The 20,163-nt window shown below is 42.9% G+C and carries 21 protein-coding genes and 2 pseudogenes; 1 reads left to right on the top strand and 22 read right to left on the bottom strand.

Annotated features, from left to right (window positions below):
- Positions 1–45 precede the first annotated feature (45 nt).
- The 10 genes from folE to NXM86_RS05900 form a co-directional block, all read right to left on the bottom strand.
- A complete protein-coding gene (folE, locus tag NXM86_RS05945; protein ID WP_015864288.1) occupies positions 46–612 on the bottom strand; it encodes a GTP cyclohydrolase I FolE in 567 nt (188 codons plus the stop codon).
- Between the two features lie 135 nt (positions 613–747).
- The gene (locus NXM86_RS05940) at positions 748–1,020 is read right to left on the bottom strand and encodes a non-specific DNA-binding protein Hbs (protein WP_015864289.1); all 273 of its coding nucleotides are present in this window, start codon (positions 1,018–1,020) and stop codon (positions 748–750) included.
- Positions 1,021–1,335: 315 nt separating this feature from the next.
- Entirely contained in the window at positions 1,336–2,814 is a 1,479-nt protein-coding gene (spoIVA, locus tag NXM86_RS05935) for a stage IV sporulation protein A (RefSeq protein ID WP_015864290.1), read from the bottom strand.
- Between the two features lie 156 nt (positions 2,815–2,970).
- Complete coding sequence (locus NXM86_RS05930; protein ID WP_171698708.1) at positions 2,971–3,693, bottom strand: YphF family lipoprotein; 723 nt, start codon at positions 3,691–3,693, stop codon at positions 2,971–2,973.
- Between the two features lie 24 nt (positions 3,694–3,717).
- Complete coding sequence (locus NXM86_RS05925; protein ID WP_015864292.1) at positions 3,718–3,921, bottom strand: DUF2768 domain-containing protein; 204 nt, start codon at positions 3,919–3,921, stop codon at positions 3,718–3,720.
- A gap of 200 nt (positions 3,922–4,121) precedes the next feature.
- A complete protein-coding gene (locus tag NXM86_RS05920) occupies positions 4,122–5,159 on the bottom strand; it encodes an NAD(P)H-dependent glycerol-3-phosphate dehydrogenase (RefSeq protein WP_041269699.1) in 1,038 nt (345 codons plus the stop codon).
- Between the two features lie 304 nt (positions 5,160–5,463).
- Positions 5,464–6,774, bottom strand: a complete 1,311-nt coding sequence (gene der, locus NXM86_RS05915; protein ID WP_015864294.1) for a ribosome biogenesis GTPase Der — start codon at positions 6,772–6,774, stop codon at positions 5,464–5,466.
- A 101-nt stretch (positions 6,775–6,875) separates the two neighbouring features.
- Positions 6,876–7,061 (bottom strand): capping complex subunit for YIEGIA, encoded by a 186-nt coding sequence (locus NXM86_RS05910; RefSeq protein WP_015864295.1) that lies wholly within the window; start codon positions 7,059–7,061, stop codon positions 6,876–6,878.
- Between the two features lie 6 nt (positions 7,062–7,067).
- Entirely contained in the window at positions 7,068–7,955 is an 888-nt protein-coding gene (locus NXM86_RS05905) for a YIEGIA family protein (RefSeq protein WP_089097854.1), read from the bottom strand.
- Complete coding sequence (locus NXM86_RS05900; RefSeq protein ID WP_062752736.1) at positions 7,952–8,548, bottom strand: YphA family membrane protein; 597 nt, start codon at positions 8,546–8,548, stop codon at positions 7,952–7,954. Before NXM86_RS05900 ends, NXM86_RS05905 begins: the two co-directional genes overlap by 4 nt.
- Positions 8,549–8,669: 121 nt before the next feature.
- Between NXM86_RS05900 and NXM86_RS05895 the strand changes: the two genes are divergently transcribed.
- The gene (locus tag NXM86_RS05895) at positions 8,670–8,804 is read left to right on the top strand and encodes a YpzI family protein (protein WP_015864298.1); all 135 of its coding nucleotides are present in this window, start codon (positions 8,670–8,672) and stop codon (positions 8,802–8,804) included.
- 512 nt (positions 8,805–9,316) lie between these two features.
- On the opposite strand, the gene NXM86_RS05890 is transcribed toward NXM86_RS05895, so the two are convergent.
- The 12 genes and pseudogenes from NXM86_RS05890 to NXM86_RS05835 form a co-directional block, all read right to left on the bottom strand.
- Complete coding sequence (locus NXM86_RS05890; RefSeq protein ID WP_171698720.1) at positions 9,317–10,420, bottom strand: GerAB/ArcD/ProY family transporter; 1,104 nt, start codon at positions 10,418–10,420, stop codon at positions 9,317–9,319.
- Between the two features lie 102 nt (positions 10,421–10,522).
- A pseudogene (locus tag NXM86_RS05885) lies at positions 10,523–10,681 on the bottom strand (spore germination protein); the annotation flags it as partial.
- Positions 10,677–11,879 (bottom strand): Ger(x)C family spore germination protein, encoded by a 1,203-nt coding sequence (locus NXM86_RS05880; RefSeq protein WP_498958743.1) that lies wholly within the window; start codon positions 11,877–11,879, stop codon positions 10,677–10,679. The pseudogene NXM86_RS05885 and the gene NXM86_RS05880, both read right to left, overlap by 5 nt.
- A gap of 33 nt (positions 11,880–11,912) precedes the next feature.
- Positions 11,913–13,015 (bottom strand): annotated as a pseudogene (locus NXM86_RS05875) (GerAB/ArcD/ProY family transporter).
- A 2-nt stretch (positions 13,016–13,017) separates the two neighbouring features.
- Positions 13,018–14,640: a spore germination protein gene (locus tag NXM86_RS05870; RefSeq protein WP_081189601.1), complete on the bottom strand. Its 1,623-nt coding sequence runs from the start codon at positions 14,638–14,640 to the stop codon at positions 13,018–13,020.
- Between the two features lie 361 nt (positions 14,641–15,001).
- On the bottom strand, positions 15,002–16,051 hold the full coding sequence (gene fni / locus NXM86_RS05865; RefSeq protein ID WP_498958742.1) for a type 2 isopentenyl-diphosphate Delta-isomerase: 1,050 nt from the start codon (positions 16,049–16,051) through the stop codon (positions 15,002–15,004).
- 13 nt (positions 16,052–16,064) lie between these two features.
- A complete protein-coding gene (rpsA, locus tag NXM86_RS05860; protein ID WP_498958741.1) occupies positions 16,065–17,228 on the bottom strand; it encodes a 30S ribosomal protein S1 in 1,164 nt (387 codons plus the stop codon).
- Between the two features lie 153 nt (positions 17,229–17,381).
- Positions 17,382–17,969, bottom strand: a complete 588-nt coding sequence (locus tag NXM86_RS05855) for a lysophospholipid acyltransferase family protein (protein WP_498958740.1) — start codon at positions 17,967–17,969, stop codon at positions 17,382–17,384.
- Positions 17,966–18,640 (bottom strand): (d)CMP kinase, encoded by a 675-nt coding sequence (gene cmk, locus NXM86_RS05850; protein WP_081189598.1) that lies wholly within the window; start codon positions 18,638–18,640, stop codon positions 17,966–17,968. Before cmk ends, NXM86_RS05855 begins: the two co-directional genes overlap by 4 nt.
- Before the next feature lie 217 nt (positions 18,641–18,857).
- Positions 18,858–19,097: a hypothetical protein gene (locus NXM86_RS05845; RefSeq protein WP_167317813.1), complete on the bottom strand. Its 240-nt coding sequence runs from the start codon at positions 19,095–19,097 to the stop codon at positions 18,858–18,860.
- Positions 19,098–19,175: 78 nt separating this feature from the next.
- Positions 19,176–19,355: a YpfB family protein gene (locus NXM86_RS05840; protein WP_041269932.1), complete on the bottom strand. Its 180-nt coding sequence runs from the start codon at positions 19,353–19,355 to the stop codon at positions 19,176–19,178.
- Between the two features lie 38 nt (positions 19,356–19,393).
- Positions 19,394–20,086, bottom strand: coding sequence for a flagellar brake protein (locus tag NXM86_RS05835; RefSeq protein ID WP_498958739.1), 693 nt, complete (start codon positions 20,084–20,086; stop codon positions 19,394–19,396).
- Positions 20,087–20,163 lie beyond the last annotated feature (77 nt).

The raw sequence follows: 20,163 nt of genomic DNA, 5'->3' as shown, positions 1-20,163 counted from the left end.
GAAAAGCTCCTAACGGGAATGCTCCTTTTTAGTTATTCGTATATTTTATCCTTTTATGAGCGAAAGCACTTCTGCACGGGCGACTTGGTCCGTTTCAAATACTCCTCTCACCGCCGTTGTCACTGTTTTTGCTCCTGGTTTTTTCACGCCGCGCATCGTCATGCACATATGTTCTGCCTCGACCACTACCATTACTCCATATGGATCGAGTGTTTCCATAATCGAATCAGCCACTGTCGCTGTAATGCGTTCCTGCAATTGCGGGCGGCGAGCTACTGTTTCCACCGCTCGTGCCAGCTTGCTTAACCCTGTGACTTTTCCGCCGCGAGGAATATATGCGACATGAGCAACTCCAAAAAACGGAACTAAATGATGCTCGCACATAGAGTAAAACGGAATATCTTTGACTAGCACTAACTCCTCATGGTCTTCACTAAATACGGTTTGAAAATGTTGCTTTGGATCTTCATGCAATCCCGCAAATACTTCGGCATACATCTTCGCAACTCGTTTTGGCGTATCGACCAATCCTTCACGATTCGGATCTTCCCCAATCGCCTCTAAAATCAACCGAACTGCATATTCAATTTGTTCATAATTCACGTGTGGCATACAAACAACATCCTCCTGCATCATAAAAGCTGAATGTAATCCGATTCTAGCATATATAACGAAAAAAAAGCAAAAAAGAAGGGAAGCATATCGCTACCCTTCCTTAAAAGCTCTTGATTGCTTTATTATGTAAGCTTACTTTACAGCATCTTTAAGAGCTTTACCTGGTTTGAAAGCAGGAACTTTGCTCGCAGGAATTTCCATTTCTTCTCCTGTTTGCGGATTGCGCCCTTTACGAGCTGCACGCTCACGCACTTCAAAGTTCCCAAATCCAATTAATTGAACTTTATCACCTTTTCTTAACGCTTCCGTAATAGATTCAAATACAGCATCTACTGCTTTTGTTGCGTCCTTTTTGGAAAGACCGCTAGTTTCAGCAACTGCGTTGATTAAATCCGTTTTATTCATACCATTCACCTCCTCCCAAGAGAGTTGTAAAAAAATTTCTTACTAATTCCATTTCTTCACATTTTCTCATATTTCTATACGTATAAAATTCGGTGACATGCCTAATATTAAACAATTTATCGCTATAATTCAACACATTTTCAACAAATCAATAAAATTTAGGCACATTTCACCAAAGAAAGCAACTTTTTCTGATAAAAGATTATCATATGTCCTATACGTTATCAAGATAAAATCCTTGTTTTCAAGGGTTTCTATCATTTTCTCACATAGTAATGCGGGCAGTAAAAAAAGACTCCAAACATGGAGCCTTTTTTATAAAATAATTGCGATTAAACCGCCAGAGCCTTCGTTAATAATACGCTCTAGCGTTTCTTTTAACTTGTAACGCGCATTTTCCGGCATCAGGGCAAGTTTTGCTTGAATGCCTTCGCGGACGATCGAGCTAAGCGAACGGCCAAATATGTCTGAATTCCAAATGGAGAGAGGATCATCTTCGAAATCTTGCATTAAATAACGGACAAGTTCTTCGCTTTGTTTTTCCGTACCGATAATTGGCGCAAATTCCGATTCGACGTCCACTTTAATCATATGAATGGACGGAGCTACCGCTTTTAGCCGAACACCGAAGCGAGATCCTTGGCGAATAATCTCCGGCTCTTCTAGGCTCATATCGGAAAGCGCCGGCGCTGCAACACCGTAACCGGTTTGTTTAACCATTTTCAGCGCATCAGCAATTTGATCATATTCGGCTTTTGCATGGGCAAAATCTTGCATGAGCTGTAATAGATGATCCCTTCCGCGAATTTCTACACCAACGACTTCTTTTAAAATTTGATCATACAGTTCATCTGGTGCATATAAGTCAATTTCCGCAATTCCTTGCCCCATTTCAATGCCGGCAAGGCTGGCTCTTTCAATAAAATCATATTCGCTGAATTGCTGCACAACTCTGTCGACATCGCGCAGCCGTTTAATGTCTTTTACCGTATCGCGCACAGCTTCTTGATAGCTTTCGCGAAGCCAATGATCTTCGCGGAGCACCATGACCCAGCTCGGTAAGTTCACATTCACTTCTAATACCGGAAACTCATATAATGCTTCACGAAGCACGTTATAAACGTCCGCTTCCCGCATGCCTTCTACGCTCATTGCCAACACTGGAATATCGTATTTTTCCGCAAGCTCGCGACGAAGAACTTCTGTATCAGGATGATGAGGGCGAACGGTATTAATAATCATAATAAACGGCTTACCGACTTCCTTCAGCTCATTAATGACGCGCTCTTCTGCTTCCACATAATCTTGGCGCGGAATCTCGCCGATTGTGCCGTCGGTCGTAATGACCACACCGATCGTAGAATGTTCTTGAATCACTTTTCGTGTGCCGATTTCTGCCGCTTCGTGAAACGGAATCGGCTCCTCGTACCATGGGGTATGAATCATACGCGGGCCGTTTTCATCTTCATAGCCTTTTGCGCCTGGAACAGCATATCCTACACAATCAACGAGGCGAATATTTACTTCTAATCCCTCATCGACTTTTACGGTAACAGCTTGGTTCGGTACAAATTTTGGCTCCGTCGTCATAATCGTTTTTCCAGCGGCGCTTTGCGGCAGTTCATCTTGCGTACGCGCTTTATCTGCTTCGTTTTTAATGTTAGGGATGACGACAAGTTCCATAAATCTTTTTATAAAAGTAGATTTACCGGTCCGGACCGCTCCGACTACTCCTAAATAAATATCGCCACCAGTTCGCTCGGCGATATCTTTGAAAATATCGACTTTTTCCAAATGACTCCCCTCCAGTCTTTGGGTCGTTATAGTTAACAACCGAATTTGCTAGTATTGTAGGACACTATATGAATATGATGTTGTCCTATTCATTTATGACTAAAATATAAAAAATCCCTTCTCTAGAATGTATTTTCCTAGAGAAGGGTTCATGACTTAATTCGTTAAAAAAATTGGTTCATTTGTTTTGGGATCAATCGTATATGGAAGGGAGTAAGCCGGCACAAACAACGAATGTTTCACTAATATATCGCGAATATCATCACCTGGGCGATAATGGTGTTTTTCTTTTCTTAACGCATTATATAAATCAATGCGATAATCGATATAAATTTCTCCATTATAGTCAATGACAAATGGCAAATTGTTTCCCGAAAATGGACTGACAGCATGCGGCGGTTCTTTATAACCGAGTTTTTTATAATCAAGTGTAAATACTCCTTTTGCGATCATTTTCTTAAACGGAGGATATTTATGTTGATCTTGATACATTTTCAAACGCAATTTCAGTTCGCGAATTTGTTCGGCTAAGCGCAAGTCAAGCAACTTAACGGTTGGATTGTTTTCGGCATCTACAATGACGTATTGAAAAATCCCGCCGCTTTCATAGGCGTTTCCTGGTGGTTCCTGCATATAACGTGGTATTAATTTATTAAAATCAATAGGATACTTTTGATAAATCGGAGTTTTCATATCGCGCGTTTTTATCGGCAAAAGCCCTCCCGTCGCTTCACGGTATTGATTAACTGCCGATTGCACCGCAGCCACTTGGTCTTCGTACGGAATTTGATTTTGTTTTAACCGTTCTTCTGGATACAGACAGCCTGAGAGAGAGAATAACATCAAGCACAATGCCATGCAACGAACAATCCATTTCATTTACAATCCATCCTTTAACCGTGTCTATTCTGGTGTAGGTCCGCTAAATACGACAAAAATAATAATAATTCCTGCTAAAATCATAAGGACATAAGCGATAAATGCCAAAATAAATCGAATAATCTTGTTTTTTGCTTTATAACGGCTAATATAAATTGAAAATACCGAAATAAACATGAATACCATTGAGGTAATGGCAATCCACATTTTCGCCAACGCCGGTGACATCGTTTTTCCTCCTTTTTTCGACACTTATTATAGCATATCACCTAATACACGGCGCAAAAAAAACTGAAGTAAAGCGGGGCTTTCTTTACTTCAGTTTAACAATAATACCCTTGTTCCGGAAGCTCAAGTCTATAGTTGTTCGTAGTATTGTATGCGAAGTACAAACAACTTGTATCATCGAACGCCTATTTTCTTTATTTTTACTGTTGCGATTCCGTAAGAATATTCATTAAATCATCCATCTCTTGCGTTTTCCCTCGCGACATTAACGAATCCACCGCATCTTTTGGATCTTTTCCGTCGAACAGTACTTCATAAAGCACTTCCGTGATTGGCATTTTTACTCCGAGTTTTTTGGCAAGCTGATAAGCCGCTTTCGTTGTTCTTACCCCTTCTACAACCATTCCCATGCTTTCAAGCACTTCATCCAGCTTTTTTCCTTTTCCCAACATATGACCAGCGCGCCAATTTCGTGAATGAACACTTGTACATGTGACAATTAAGTCGCCGACGCCTGTTAATCCGGCAAAGGTCAGCGGATTGGCACCAAGCGCGCAGCCTAAGCGGGCAATTTCTGCAAGACCTCTTGTAATAAGGGCCGCTTTTGCATTATCCCCATATCCTAATCCATCCGTAATACCGGCAGCTAAAGCGATAATATTTTTCAACGCTCCACCGAGTTCAACCCCAATTAAATCCGGATTGGTGTAAACGCGAAAGTATTGGTGGTTCATAAACAAATCTTGAATGCGCTCCGCCGCTTTCATGTTTTTCGAAGAAACGGTTACGGTCGTCGGATGGCGCAAGCTTACTTCCTCGGCATGGCTCGGGCCAGATAAGACGACAACATCTTGCAAAAGCTCTCCCATTTCTTCCTCAATGATTTCAGAGACACGTTTATGTGTGTCTGGTTCAATTCCTTTACTCACTGCTACAATGGTGATTGGTTCATGAATACAATTGCCCACTTTCCGTAATACTTCTCGGATTGCTTTTGTCGGTACAGCTAACACAACCGTTTGAATATGATCTAGCGCCCGACAAAGATCATCATAACCAACAATTCCTTCAGGCAGCTGAATCCCTGGCAAATATTTTTCATTCGTCCGTTTTGTGTTTATTTCCTCAATCTGCTCCGAACGGTGCCCCCAAAGACGAACGAGATATTTGTTATCTGCTAAAACAATGGAAAGCGCTGTCCCCCAGCTTCCTGCTCCTAGCACTGTAATTTGCTCCATCGTTTCTCACTTCCTTTTATAAAATTGCTTGCCGCCTCCGCTTTTCGGTGTCGCCGATAAGCAGGCACCCTTCGCTTTTCTTATTGTCTAGCTTCGGCGCCTAGCCTTCTTCTGCCAAATAACCTTCGCCCTCGGGGTGACAAGCACCCCCTGCAGGCGAAGAACATTTGGCTTCGAAGGCTGAACGCGGCCCTTCTTTTGCTTCGGCGCCTTCGCTCAGCTTCGCCGCCTTCGCTTTTCTTATTGTCTAGCTCCGGGCGCCCTTCGCTTTTCTTATTGTCCAGCTTCGCCGCCTCCGCTTTTCTTATTTCCTTGGTCTGGCGATGATTTTTATTGGTGTGCCTTCGAAGCCAAACGCATCGCGGATGCGGTTTTCTAAAAAGCGTTCATAGGAGAAATGCATCAATTCTGGGTCGTTGACAAAAACAACAAACGTTGGCGGTTTTACAGCCACTTGCGTCATGTAATAAATTTTTAAGCGCCGTCCGTTATGCGTTGGTGTCGGATTCATTGCTACTGCATCCATAATCACTTCATTCAACACATTTGTTTGCACGCGCATCGCATGATTTTCACTCACCATGCGAACGAGCGGCAATAATTTATGTAAGCGTTGTTTTGTTTTTGCAGAAACAAAGATAATTGGCGCATAATCAAGAAATGGAAAATGATCACGAATTTTCCGCTCAAATTCGATCAATGTTTTGTCATCTTTTTCAATCGCATCCCATTTGTTTACAACAATGATTACACCTCGCCCCGCTTCATGGGCATATCCGGCAATTTTTTTATCTTGTTCGATAATCCCCTCTTCGGCGTTCAAAACAACGAGAACGACATCAGAGCGCTCAATCGCTTTTAACGCGCGCAATACACTATATTTTTCGGTGCTTTCATAGATTTTTCCTCTTTTTCTCATTCCTGCTGTATCAATAATAACATATTCTTGTCCTTCCCTCACAAACGTTGTATCGACAGCATCCCGTGTCGTACCGGCAATATCGCTGACAATGACGCGCTCTTCTCCTAAAATGGCATTAACAAGGGATGATTTGCCAACGTTCGGCCGTCCGATTAAACAAAACTTAATTACATCTTCTTCATATTCTTCTTGACCGCGTTTTGGAAAATGACGTGCTACTGCATCCAATAAATCACCGAGCCCCGTTCCGTGCGAACCGGAAATCGGATATGGATCGCCAAACCCAAGTGCATAAAAATCGTAAATGAGATCGCGCATTTCTGGATTATCAATTTTATTCACCGCAAGGACAACAGGTTTGTTAGAACGGTGTAAAATTTTCGCTACTTCCTCATCAGCCGCTGTCACTCCATCACGGCCGTTTACCATAAAAATAATAACGTCTGCTTCATCGATCGCGATTTCCGCTTGTTGGCGAATTTGCACTAAAAGCGGCTCATCGCCAATATCGATCCCGCCTGTATCAATTAAGTAAAATTTATGATTTAACCATTCCGCGCTGCTGTAAATTCTGTCGCGAGTCACCCCAGGTACATCCTCCACAATGGAAATACGCTCACCAACGATTCGGTTAAAAATCGTTGATTTTCCAACATTCGGACGTCCAACAATTGCTACGACTGGATTGGTCATGCTATCACCCTTTCTTTACGTATGGCGACTGTAAAAAAGCACCCTTCAAGGAAGGGTACAGCTGTTTTATTTTATCAAAAACACCATTCGCCAACAATAATCTAATGCTTGACAATGATGAATAATTCTTCTGCCAGCTCATGAGCAATCCCATCAAGAATCGCTTCTAAATTGGCGGCGATCCTCTCCATTTCTTCTTTTGTTTCACATGTAAAAATCGGAGCCCCTCCCGCAACTTTTTGCGCATTGGTTGTAATGACAGCTAGGATCATTTTCTCATGTGTCATATTCTTCTATTCTCCCCTTCGAATGAACTGCCGTTTTTTTGGCATACGAATAGCATTTTCTAATATCGGTGCATTCTCAATAATCTTTTTTGCCTTTTCGATATCATTTACCTGCGGCAAAATAAAAATACCCACACGCCCATCATTTAAATCCCGTTTGGCTAGGGGCACAAGCGCCGGCGTCCCTGAATCGCGATATACTCCAAGCGCGGAAGATACGTCATGCAAAATCGCCTGCCGTTGTCCCAGGTTTGCAATCGTTGTGCGCGCATTAAAATTTTTCGGCGTTAAAATAAACCCCATCCCATATCGCAAAATCTCTTCGCGGCGTGCTTGCAGCCCGATATTCATAATGTAAATGTTATCAACATATAATCCCGCTCCTTCAAAATGCGGCTTTACATATTCCACGTCTGCAATATCTTTTAAGCGATTCCCGGTCATAAACCGGTGCGCAATGAACAAACATATCACGCTGACAACCATTGCTGCCCAAACATTCCATATTAAATACGCAAGTGTGGAAAAGAAAGAAGTAAAAATAACTAAATAGTTGCGCCCTTCAAAAACAATGGCAATTCCTTCAATATATGTCTTTCCGCGCGGCACAAGTTCATATTGGTCAAGTTCGTTCAATGTATTGCGTTCCATATTGCGCACTTCACGAAACTGCGACGCAGCAAGCGCTAAAAAAGTGATGGCTGTAAATTCTTTTTCCATAATGGCCGGAACGGCAATGGTGCCGAGGCCAGCAGCAATCACACCAAGAGCGATGTGAATGGTTTTTCCGTGCAAATATGTCGGATATTGACGATAGTCTGTCCGTAATAAATATAACCGTGTCAGCACTCCAACCACAACTCCATATAGAATGGGAAAAGTATATTCATTCATGGCTGTCTTGTCCCCCTTATTTGTTTTTTCCCATCGACATACACTGCAATCTGCTCGAATAGCGTCCAAATAAGCAAGCAAAACGCACTAATGGATATTGTGTCTAAAAAAGAAAAAGAACCAATGATATATGAAAACGCTACTCTTTTGGAAATGATGGAGTACAATATTTCTCCTTGGCAGCTTCCAATGATCAAGCATACTAAGCGTGATTGAATATTTTCGTAAAATAGAAAACATATTATGAATAGCATCCCTGCAAGCATCCATGTACGATCCATCCATATCCATACTGGGTCAAAAAGAACGAGCAATTGGAAAGATGTATAGGCAAAGGCAATCGTCAATGCGGCGATCACTAAATATAGAAGCTTCCGACGAGTTTGCTTTGCCGTGAAATAACAGGATAAGAAAAAAAGAAATAAAAAAGAAAGCGTTACACAAAAACTGCCTATATACAGCGAAACAGATGAGAGGATAATGGTAATCAATGCGATCGCGGCCAACATCGTCCGTTGGCGTGTTTTTTTCATAAAAAAAGTTGCGATCATCCATATTATCCAAAAAAAGGAGTAAAAATAAATACCTTCCATACCTTCCACCCCCTTATTATGTTCATTATTTCATCTTTTATGAACATTCATTCGCGCATAAGGAAAATAAAAAATAGTTATAGTAAAGAATGACATAGAAAAAGAAAGGAGCGAAAACAAAGTGGGCAAAGACCGGCAAGAAAAAAAGCTAAAACAATCACACCGCGTCGAGTCCGACCGTGATCAATCTATCGAACACAAAGGCGCAACAAGACTCGAAGACCCAGAAGCAGCAAGAGAACGAAATCAACACTAAAAAGTAGACGCACCGCATTTATCTGCGACAAGTGCAGAAAGATTAAAAAGGATAGCATCAAAAAAGCTGACTCCATGATTACAAATTGAGTCAGCTTTCAAATTGAAAAAGCAGAACATCAAGAACTTTTATTTTTCCATCATTCGCCCGAGTGGTTTATAAATGTAGTCGACCATCTGCGTCGGCCCTGGAAGATCGGGATTCCATATTAACACTATCGCAAGAATCGTTCCTAGACTTAAAAGTACAACAAAAACGGCTTTTTCTTTTTTCTGTGTTCGGTTGATTCGCGGCCATTCGTATAGAAAGATGAGGGCAACCAAGACAAGAGTGCCCAGTATAAAAGCAGCCTTCATTATTGTGTTCACCCCTTGTTCAGGCAATCCTTGCGGAATGGTGCCTATGTCTGGTCTATGGACGTATGAAGAAGATAAATATAAATCAAAACCATTTTTGCTACTTTTTGCAAGATGACTGCTTTTGTTTATCTCCTCTTTCCCCTTGTTTCATTGCTATCCTGTTAATTTTTGATTATTAGTTCTTTTGCGCCATTTTGCGATGAATAGGAGAAGGAGAGGAATTCCTGCTTGAACCGAAAGAATGTAAAACGGGAACGAACTTCCTAGAAAACGAGTCAACTCCATTAAATTCGGCGCCGACCAGACGGCAAATAACAGTATGAAAAATCCCATGGGAAAAACGATCGGGCGATAATCCGACAAATTCAGCCATTGCGCCGTTCCCAACACCGAAGCATAATAAAAAACAGAAATTTTCAAAAATACACCCACTACCCAAAGAGCCGTTATGATGGCTTCAAGGTGTTCAAGAAAATCCGCAATGCTAATGTAACGGACGGCGCTCGCTACGGGATAAACAAAATGGTCGGTGATTCCTCCTAGAACGAAAAGGCTGGCAATGTTGACGAAAGATAAAGTCAACATGACCGCAGTGACCGAGATCATGCCCCATTTCTTTCCTTTATTTTGATCGGCTACATAAGGAAGGAGAAAAGCGATAAGAAGAAACTCACTGAACCAGCCTTGCGGGACTATCGCGCCCATGAGCGAGGGCATTATTCCCTTTTCCATAATTGGAAACATATTCTTTGCTTCCATATCCGGGATCAAAAGGATAATAATGATCAATATAAACATCACCACAACAGGTACGGACAATTCCGCAAGCCTGCCTATCACTTCCACACCTCCGCGGACGGCAAAGGAGCACACTAGGATCATACTTCCCATCACAACAACTAGTGGAGTATGAAAAAGAAAGTTGCCTACAACAAATTCGCCATACTCCCGAAGAATAAGTCCGCTTGCATGCAAATAGAAAAATAAAAAGATCAACCCAACCGCTTTCCCTAAAAATTTGCCGAGAATATCCTCGCTGTACTCGATAAGGGTTTTCTGTGGATAGAACTGATGCAGCCGAACGGCAATATAGACCGTCAAAAAACCAACGAAAGAAGCCCAAAGAGGAGAGAGCCACATATCCTGTTTTGCGTGCCGGGCGGTGATTGCAGGGACTAAGAGAACGGCTGTTGCGATAATCGTAGGATACATCATCATCCCCATTTGCGCCGCAGATATTTTTCCTTTCTCGATCATCATCATGACCCTCCTTTTTCCTTTCCCCGCCCTGTCATCTCCGTAATCAGGATTCAGTTTTCTGATCCGGACCTTGCCGCCGGGTGCTATCTGTTCCTGTTAAACGGGGGATTCCCCAATCGGTTCTTCGATAGAACGTTTTTCCCACTTGGACAAACCTAAAGCAAAACCTTCGCTTTGTTGATCGATAGACAAGACCGGGGTTCCAAGGGAAATCTGTTCGATGCAATCTGTCATCGTTTGTACCTTCTTTACCTTATTGTTTCACCTCTTGTTCAGGCAATCCTTGCGGAGTGGTGCCTATGCCTGGTCTACGGACGTATGCCTTCGTCTTCACAACCACTTCAACGTCAGGGAAGATTTCCTCCCAGCGATCCTTTACCCGGTTCCATTCTCTTGGATATTTTCGGTGAAAAATCTCTGCAAAGCCAAAAATATCGGCCTTCATTTCTTTTTGTACTTTTTTCAATGTGTCTCTAATACGCTTCTCCGTCTCCTTTGCCAATTCTTTTTCGATTATTTTCGTATACTTAGGATTCATCAAATTCAATTTCGTTCCATTTAATATGATATCGTCTTCCGCGGTCGCCTTTACGATCATCTTCCATTTGCCTTTCTCATATTTGGGAATAAGTTCCGTACGCGCTCTGATCAGCGTGGCCGTGATCTTTCCCTTTCCCCCTTTTGGCGTAACCGTGACATCCGCGTGTTTGATCTCATCTCTGAGCCAAAGCACGCCCCGAGTCAATTTATCATTAATATCCCCGACCATTTTATCCTTCTTAAAAATGGCGGTACGTTGGATAAACGCAATGGTCTGCAACTCTTGTGTCCCTTTTTCCGGGGGCAAAATCTTCACCATGGGAAGAGCCGCTGCGCCGGCATCGCCGCTTAGCATTTGCAGAACATCTTTTGCCGTTACCCGCAGTAAAAGCTTCGATTCTGACAATTCCCGCAGCACCTCTGCTGAGCTTTGCTCCACTAGGGGGGACAATTCAAGCACACTTTTCGCGGTTCCTTTACTCACGAATACATTGGCACGAAGGCGAGTTTCTGGATTGCGGCCCAGAAAGTCGAGATGCTGGCGAATCCCTGCTTTTGCTGCTTTCTCCCCGAACACGATCACCTCCGTGTGTCCCCAGAAAATACGTCGAGGAAGCTTCTCTTGCAGGTTTGAGATCGCATCAGCCACGGTGGTACCCGTTCCCGATCTTACTATCGTTTCAGCCCCGCCACCGCCACCGCCATCGCCGCCACCTATCATCTGACCTCCTCCACCGACAGCTTTCGGGACGATTATTTCCGCTGTAAGCATGATTTTCCCATCTTTTGTTTGATCAATCCCTAATCCTACGATTAGCGCTAAATCGTTGACTTCCTTCCTGTCCCAACAGCCGCTTAACAAAATAAGATGAACACAAACGAAAAGAAGTTTTGCTGCTTTTTGCAAGATGCCCATTTTTGTTTATCTCCTTTCTCCCCTTGTTTCATGCTATCCTATTAATTTTTGGTTATTGGTTCTTTTGCGCCATTTTGCGATCAATAGGAGAAGGAGAGGAAGTCCCGTTTGAATCGAAAACCGGTAAAACAAGGAAGAACCTCCTAGAAAGCGGGTCAATTCTATTAAATTCGGCGCCGACCAGACGGCAAATAACAGTATGAAAAATCCCATGGGAAAAACGATCGGGCGATAATCCGACAAATTCAACCATTGCGCCGTTCCCAACACCAAAACATAATAAAAAACAGAAATTTTCAAAAATACACCCACTACCCAAAGAGCCGTTAAGAAGGCTTCAAGGTGTTCAAGAAAATCCGCAATGCTAATGTAACGGACGGCGCTCGCTACGGGATAAACAAAATGGTCGGTGATTCCTCCTAGAACGAAAAGGCTGGCAATGTTGACGAAAGATAAAGTCAACATGACCGCAGTGACCGAGATCATGCCCCATTTCTTTCCTTTATTTTGATCGGCTACATAAGGAAGGAGAAAAGCGATAAGAAGAAACTCACTGAACCAGCCTTGCGGGACTATCGCGCCCATGAGCGAGGGCATTATTCCCTTTTCCATAATTGGAAACATATTCTTTGCTTCCATATCCGGGATCAAAAGGATAATAATGATCAATATAAAGATCACCACAACAGGTACGGACAATTCCGCAAGCCTGCCTATCACTTCTACACCACCGCGGACAGCAAAGGAGCACACTAGGATCATACTTCCCATTATAAAAATTAATGGAGTATGAAAAAGAAAGTTGCCTACAACAAATTCACCATACTCTCGGATAATAATTCCAGTTATATGCAAATAGAACAATAAAAAGATCAACCCAACCGCTTTCCCCAGAAACTTGCCAAGAATATCCTCGCTATACTCGATAAGGGTTTTTCCTGGATAAAGCTGATGCAACTGAACGGCAATATGAACTATCAAAAACCGATGAGAGAAGCCCAAAGAGGAGAGAGCCACATATCCTGATTCGCATGCCGGGCGGTGATTGCAGGGACTAAGAGAATGGCTGTTGCGATAATCGTAGGATACATCATCATCGCCATTTGCGCCGCAGATATTTTTCCTTTCTCGATCATCATCATGACCCTCCTTTCCCTTTACTCGTCTCGTTATCTCCGTAATCAGGATTCGGCTTCTGATCCGGACCTTGCCGCTCGATATTATTATCCGCTCCCGTTAAATGAGGGCGTGTATTGAACTTCCACAAAGGCGCGCGCAGCAGCACGTCTTTCATTTCGCCCCCTTGTATTGGAGCCATCGGAGATAAGTAGGGAACGCCGAAAGAACGAAGTGTCGCCATATGAGTAACAATCATAAGCAGCCCAAGCATAATCCCGAGAAGCCCTAAAGTCCCTGCCAGGAAGATCATCGGAAAGCGCAGCAACCTTAATGCCATTCCAGTCGTATAGCGCGGGACGGTAAAAGAAGCAATCCCTGTCAAAGCAACTACCATGATCAGTGGAGCAGAAACGAGGCCTGCTTGAACCGCAGCTTGCCCAATCACCAGCGCGCCAACGATACTAACCGCGGCACCCGCTTGTTTAGGAAGCCTCACCCCCGCTTCACGTATGGCCTCAAATGCTAATTCCATGAGCACCGCTTCGACCAGCGCCGGAAAGGGAACTTTCTCCCGAGAAGCAGCAATGGTTATCAAAAGTGTAGTAGGAAGCATTTCCTGATGAAAAGTAAGGAGCGCCACATACAACGACGGCAGTAAAAGAGATATCAAAAGAAATATGTAACGCAGCCAGCGGGTTGCCGTGCTCATTAAGGATCGTTGATAGTAATCTTCATTTGATTGCAGCAAGGAATAAAAAGAAACCGGCACAATCAAAACGAAAGGAGTGCCATCTTGAAAAATCGCTACTCGTCCTTCAAGCAGGTTTGCCGCCACCACATCAGGCCGTTCGGTATCCAAAACTTGAGGAAACGGAGAGTAAGGATTGTCCTCAATTAACTCTTCAATATAACTCGTTTCCAAAATGCCATCTACCTTGATACGGTTAAGCCGGGCCTCTACTTCTTGGATTAACGTTTGCTCAGCAATCCCTTCAATATAAGAGATGACTACTTCAGTCTGGGTGTACTCCCCAATTTTCATTGATTTTGTTTTCAGCTGCGGGCTTCTTATTTTTCTGCGCAACAAAGCAAGATTAGTCCCTAATGATTCGGTGAAGCCCTCCCTCGGCCCCCTTATCACGGATTCCCCCACCGGTTCTTCGATGGAACGTTTTTCCCAATGTGGCAAACCTAAAGCGAATCCTTCGCTTTGTTGATCGATAAGCAAGACCGGATTTCCACCAGAGATCTGTTCAATGCACTCTGTTATTGTTTGTACTCTCTTTACCTTAGAAACGGTCAATTTTTGTTCTAGTATATGATTGACATGAATGAACTGATCGGTATTCTCCTTGGCATTATTTTCTTTCATCAAAGGGGTGAGCACGCCCGCATCGATTTCTTCGATGTTAGCTAAACCGTCGATATAAATAAGGGCAGCCTTTGTTTTTCCGCCAATTTGAAATGGGCGAAAAACGACATCCATACAATTTTGATAGATATTTTGCAGTTTTTGCAGATTTTTATTTAAGTCGGTAGAAAGAAAGTCCTGTTGTTGCTGATTTTGGTTCTGTTGTTTTTGGTCTTGTTCTTGTTTCTTTATGATTTGTTTTCTTTTCTTCCTTTCTTTAAAAAAAAACATCCAATTCCCCTTCTTTCTAACAAGCAGGCGTTCTCAACTTTTATTTTTTCCATTTTTAAAATACGATAACCCCTTTTTTGACAATAAAGTTATTTAAAACATGAAAAAATCATTCCTTCGCTAGCCGGAGGCACTTATTCCAACTCACGGTTGCAGGTGTACAGCCAAACGAGGCCAGCTTTCGGCGTGCGAAAGAACCTTTTTTGTCCATGGAGCATAGATTTTGTTGATCTTTTTATAGAATATATGTTCGATTTAAAGAATAAAAAAACACCGCGATTCATCTCCCCACTTTACTCAGAGGGGGTTAATGAAAAACCCCTTCGTCCCGTGATTTTGGTCATCGGGATGAAGGGTGAATTTATCGGCAACTATATACTTTCGTGTCAAAGCCTCTTTCCGTTAACCAATGATGCGTATCGCCGCGAATGACAAGCGGCACACGCTGCAGCTTATCGATCGTCTTTGCCCCCAGCGCTCCCATAATCAACGTTAAATCGTGATGAAGCTCCTCGATATAGGCGACTAACGCTTCCACTCCTTGTTCGACAAGCGTTCGCAACAATGGTCCCGCCATTCCAACCGCGGATGCTCCTAGGGCGATCGCTTTCGCAGCATCCAACGCTGTACGGACACCGCCGCTGCCGATCACAACTAAAGAAGGAGAGGTTTGCGCTACCTCTACGATTGATGCCGCCGTTGGAATCCCCCAATCATTAAAATACGTTATTATGTTGGAACGTCGTTTATTTTCAATACGGGCAAAATTGGTGCCGCCCAAGCCTCCAACATCGACGATTTTCACGCCTACTTCTTCTAAGCGCGAAGCAGTTTCCTTGCTCATGCCAAATCCTACTTCTTTTACGATAACAGGGACTTGAACGGCTTGAACAATTTGTTCGATGCGAAGCAGTACTCCCGTAAAATCACGATCTCCTTCCGGCATCACAAGCTCTTGCACCACATTTAAATGAATTTGCAGACCGTCCGCCTCAATCATATCTACAGCACGCTTCGCATCATCGACAGTTGCTTCACTGCCAATGTTCGCAAAAATAATGCCGTTTTTATTTACTTTTCGTACAATCTCAAACGTTCCTCGCTGTTTATTGTCTCTTAGCGCTGATGTTTGCGAACCAACGGCCATCGCTATTCGGCAATGTTTTGCCGCCTCCGCTAATCCTTTATTAATTTCAAACGTTTGTTTTCCTCCGCCGCCGGTCATCGCATTGATAAAGAAAGGCGAACTTAACGAAAGTTCGCCTAAAGCAGTATGCAAGTGAATATCGTTCATGCGTACATCAGGTAAACTTTGATGAACAAACGTAATGTCATCAAATCCGCTTGCACCTTGATCGGCAGTAGAGAGCGCATGCTGAATATGTTCGATTTTCCGCTGTGCTCTGCTCATTGCTTCATCCTCGTTATTTTAATTTTTTCAGCTGTTCCCCGAGGACTTCGCCAATTTGAAAACCTCTTACTTCATTAGACGGCTTTGTATATTGGCTATAATCTTCTTCGGGTGCTGTTTCTTCTTCGATCAGCTCGCGCATACTTAACGAAATGCGGCGCTCCGCTTCGTTTACATCAAGCACTTTCGCTTTTACTTCTTCTCCTTCTTTTAGCACTTCATGAGGGGTGCCGATGCGCTTATTAGAGATTTGTGAAATGTGGACAAGACCTTCGACGCCTGGGAAAATTTCAACGAACGCGCCAAACGGTACAAGCCGTTTTACCTTGCCAGTGACGATATCGCCAGGGGCGACTTTTTCAGCAATCCCTTCCCAAGGGCCCGGCATTGCTTCTTTGATCGAAAGGGAGACGCGGCCATTTTCTTCGTCAACCGCAAGCACTTTTACTTTTACGGTTTCTCCTTCTTTTACGACTTCAGACGGATGGGCGACACGTGTATGGGAAAGCTGCGAAATATGTACAAGTCCATCAAAGCCGCCAACATCAACAAACACGCCAAAGTCGGTGACGCGGCGTACGGTTCCCTCAAGCACTTGTCCCGGCTCTAAACGGCTAAGCGCCTCCTTGTGCTTGCGTTCTTGCTCTTCTTCCACAACAGCACGATGTGATAAAATGATGCGATTTTTTTCACGGTTAAGCTCTACCACTTTTACTGCAAGCGTCTTCCCTTTATAATCAGAAAAGTCTTCAACATAGTGAGGCTCTACAAGAGAAGCGGGTATAAATCCACGCACTCCTACATCAGCAACAAGCCCGCCTTTGACGATGTCTTTTACGACGACATCAAACGTTTCTCCGCTGGAAAATTTTCTCTCTAACTCTTCCCAAGCGCGGTCTGCGTCTACCGCTTTTTTTGATAAAATTAACAATCCATCCTCTTCGTTTTCGCCTTCTTCTACTTTTTTGACTTTCGCCGTCACTTCATCGCCGACAGAGACAGCATCACTTGTTTTTTCAATATGCAAACTAGATAATTCACTAATTGGAATAATCCCGCTTTGTTTGCTTCCTTCAATATCGACAAGCACTTGTTTATCTTCTAGCTTTACCACTTTGCCTCGGACGATATCACCTACCTTATATACATTCACTTCTAAATTCATATCCTCTGCCATGTTAAACCCTCCTTAATCGACTGACGGTCCGTGCTTCCTCCATAAGAAAGCACCACCTACATCATCGCTATATCAATCCAAACCATGATGTACAATAGGACCGTTTTTCTATTTAGTATACCATATTTTCTCAATAGACATGTAACTGAATGCTTATCGATACTGATCTAATAACGCTTGGATATGTTGCATAATATAAGCTGTCGCTTCTTCCGGTGATGCTTTTTTCTCTCTTAGTGGCGTCATATCAATCGGTGATCCGTAAACAACCTTAAGCGGCACAAACGGACGATATGAACCAATAATGGCGCATGGAACAACAGCGGCACTTGTTCGAAGCGCAAAAAAACCGACGCCAGGCAACCCTTTTTTTAATTTTCCATCTTTGCTTCGTGTTCCCTCTGGGAAAATGCCTAACACATGCCCTTGTTTTAACACTTCTAAGCCGGTTCGCAATGCTTGGCGATCGCTCATTCCTCTTTTTACCGGAAACGCATGCAAAGTCGTAACTAAGTTTTTTAAGAGCGGAACACGAAACAATTCCTCTTTCGCCATAAAATGAATCGGTCTTGGAGCAGTAATTCCAAGGATTGGCGGATCGAGATTGCTAATATGGTTTGCGCAAAGAAGTACTCCTCCTTCTTTCGGAAACTTCTCCGCCCCTATCACCTCAATACGGTAAAGAGGGGTTAAAATGCTTTTTACAACTCCCTTGGCAAACGAATAAAAATCCACCGTCACCCAATCCTTTCGTTTACAATTTCCATAATGCGATCCACCACTTCTTCAATCGACAGTGACGTAGTATCAATTTCTATCGCATCTTCCGCTTTCTTAAGCGGTGCTACTTCACGCTCCGAATCGATTTGATCACGGCGTGCAATTTCCTTTTTCAACGTTTCTAAGTCAGATGGAAATCCTCTAGCAATGTTTTCCGCATGACGACGCTTTGCTCTTTCTTCCACAGATGCTTTCAAAAAGATTTTTACTTCTGCATTCGGAAGAACATATGTGCCAATATCACGGCCATCCATTACGACACCGCCATTTTTTGCGAGAGCGCGTTGGCGCGCCACCATTTCTTCCCGCACTGACGGGTGTTTTGCGACTAGCGATACTGCATTGGTTACTTCTTCACTGCGAATAATGTTTGTAACGTCTTCTCCATTGACAAATACAAGCTGCCCTTGTTCAGATGATTTTAATTCAATATATGTATTTTTTAACAAAGAAATTAATGCTTGTTCGTCATCAAGCGCAACTTTTTGTTGCAGCGCCACGTACGTTAGTGCCCGGTACATCGCGCCAGTATCAATATAAATATAAGAAAGCCGTTTCGCTATAATTTTCGCAACAGTGCTTTTCCCCGCTGCAGCTGGTCCATCAATGGCAATGCTGATTTTTTTGCTCATAATTCCTGGTTACTAAAATCTATAAAAATCGACTCATCGCGATGGAACCAACAAAACTGCTTACCGCTCAGGAAACACCTGAGTTCCATCAGGAAGGGAATCCCCTTGTCATTCACCTGCTGTGAAAGACAACCCGTGGATCGCGGTTAGCGACGGCATCTGTCGTGCACCATTCCTTCCATTGGTCAGTACACGACAATGATTTTAGCAACCAGGTTTACACCTCCTTTAGTTGAATTTGGTACTGGTTCAGCCAACAACATTTGTGCAAGATGTTCCATAATGACCATTCATGTTCTTGTTTGAAATTCTCGATTTTGCATAACATCATTGCGATATATTGGCGTTGTTTCTTGCCGCTTTTCGATTGCTTGTAGGATTCTTCCATCGACCCTAACACCGCAATCCAATGGCGTTTCACTTTCGTTTTTATGATGTCCATGAGTTCTTTTGGCAACCGTTCCTGATACCCTAATCTCAAAGAAAAAAGCAGGAAACTCCTGCGTGCTTCGATGCCATTTTACCATATAGGCCGCTAGCGGTCGATGATTGTTTCGATTGTTTTTGTCTTTTCTTGTCTGCTAACGCCTTCATATTCATAAATTTTTCCTAAATAAGGGCTAAGTGGAGTATATAAAATGAGCCATTGAGCAATGATTAAAAAAACAAACTGAATAATAACAAGCTTTAGTAAAATAGATTCCACTCGTTTCATTGGAACCAACAGCCCGCTTTCCGTTTTTTATATAGCCATTATTCCACGCTTTTTCGCCATTTATTCGCAATATCTTCCTCTCTTTTTCTTATCTCTAACTGCTGTTCAAAACTATATCGAATCAATCGTACGCGATCTTGCGGAGATACATCCAAAAATTGTAAGGACGCTTTATATATATCACTGTTTTCCGCTTGAAATATACGAACGATTTTTGCTTTCACTTTTAAATAATGATATTCTCCTGATTTCATAGCAAGTACAAACCATGCCTCTACCACCATTCCAGGAAGCAGCTGCTTTTGCTTATGCTCTGGCAATACGATCGCGGCTCCGCCAGCGCTAATATCAGTCGTCATCGTTGTAAACGGCATAAATTCTTGATGGAGAGGATGAATCGCCACATCCGTATTCGCTTCCACTCTTACATATCGGCGACGCTGAATGCGCACTAACTTATCTACTCCTGGATAGGAAAGAACAACCATTGGTATCGGCTGACGCACTTTTCCAATTACTTCTGTTTCAAATAAATAAAGACAATGATCCGGCCCAACAAAACTTGCTTTAAATTGCATTCCATTTAATAAAAACACGGTTTTTTCTGTTTTTACATTAATTGGATAGTTAATATGTATATAACCGTCACTTATTTCTGCCACTTTGCTTTTATATTTTTCCTCTTCCCCGCCTGCTGGTTCTAACATTATCGTATCCCCTATTTTTAACATCGTCTCTCCCTCTCATTTTCTTCTCATGTTTATTAAAACAAAAAGGAAAAGCTTGCATCAAGCTTTTCCTTTGGTAA

Origin of the sequence: Geobacillus sp. CX412 (assembly GCF_027942335.1) — a bacterium.
Classification (GTDB): Bacteria; Bacillota; Bacilli; order Bacillales; family Anoxybacillaceae; genus Parageobacillus_B; species Parageobacillus_B toebii.
This window is presented reverse-complemented; position numbering and strand designations above follow the sequence as displayed.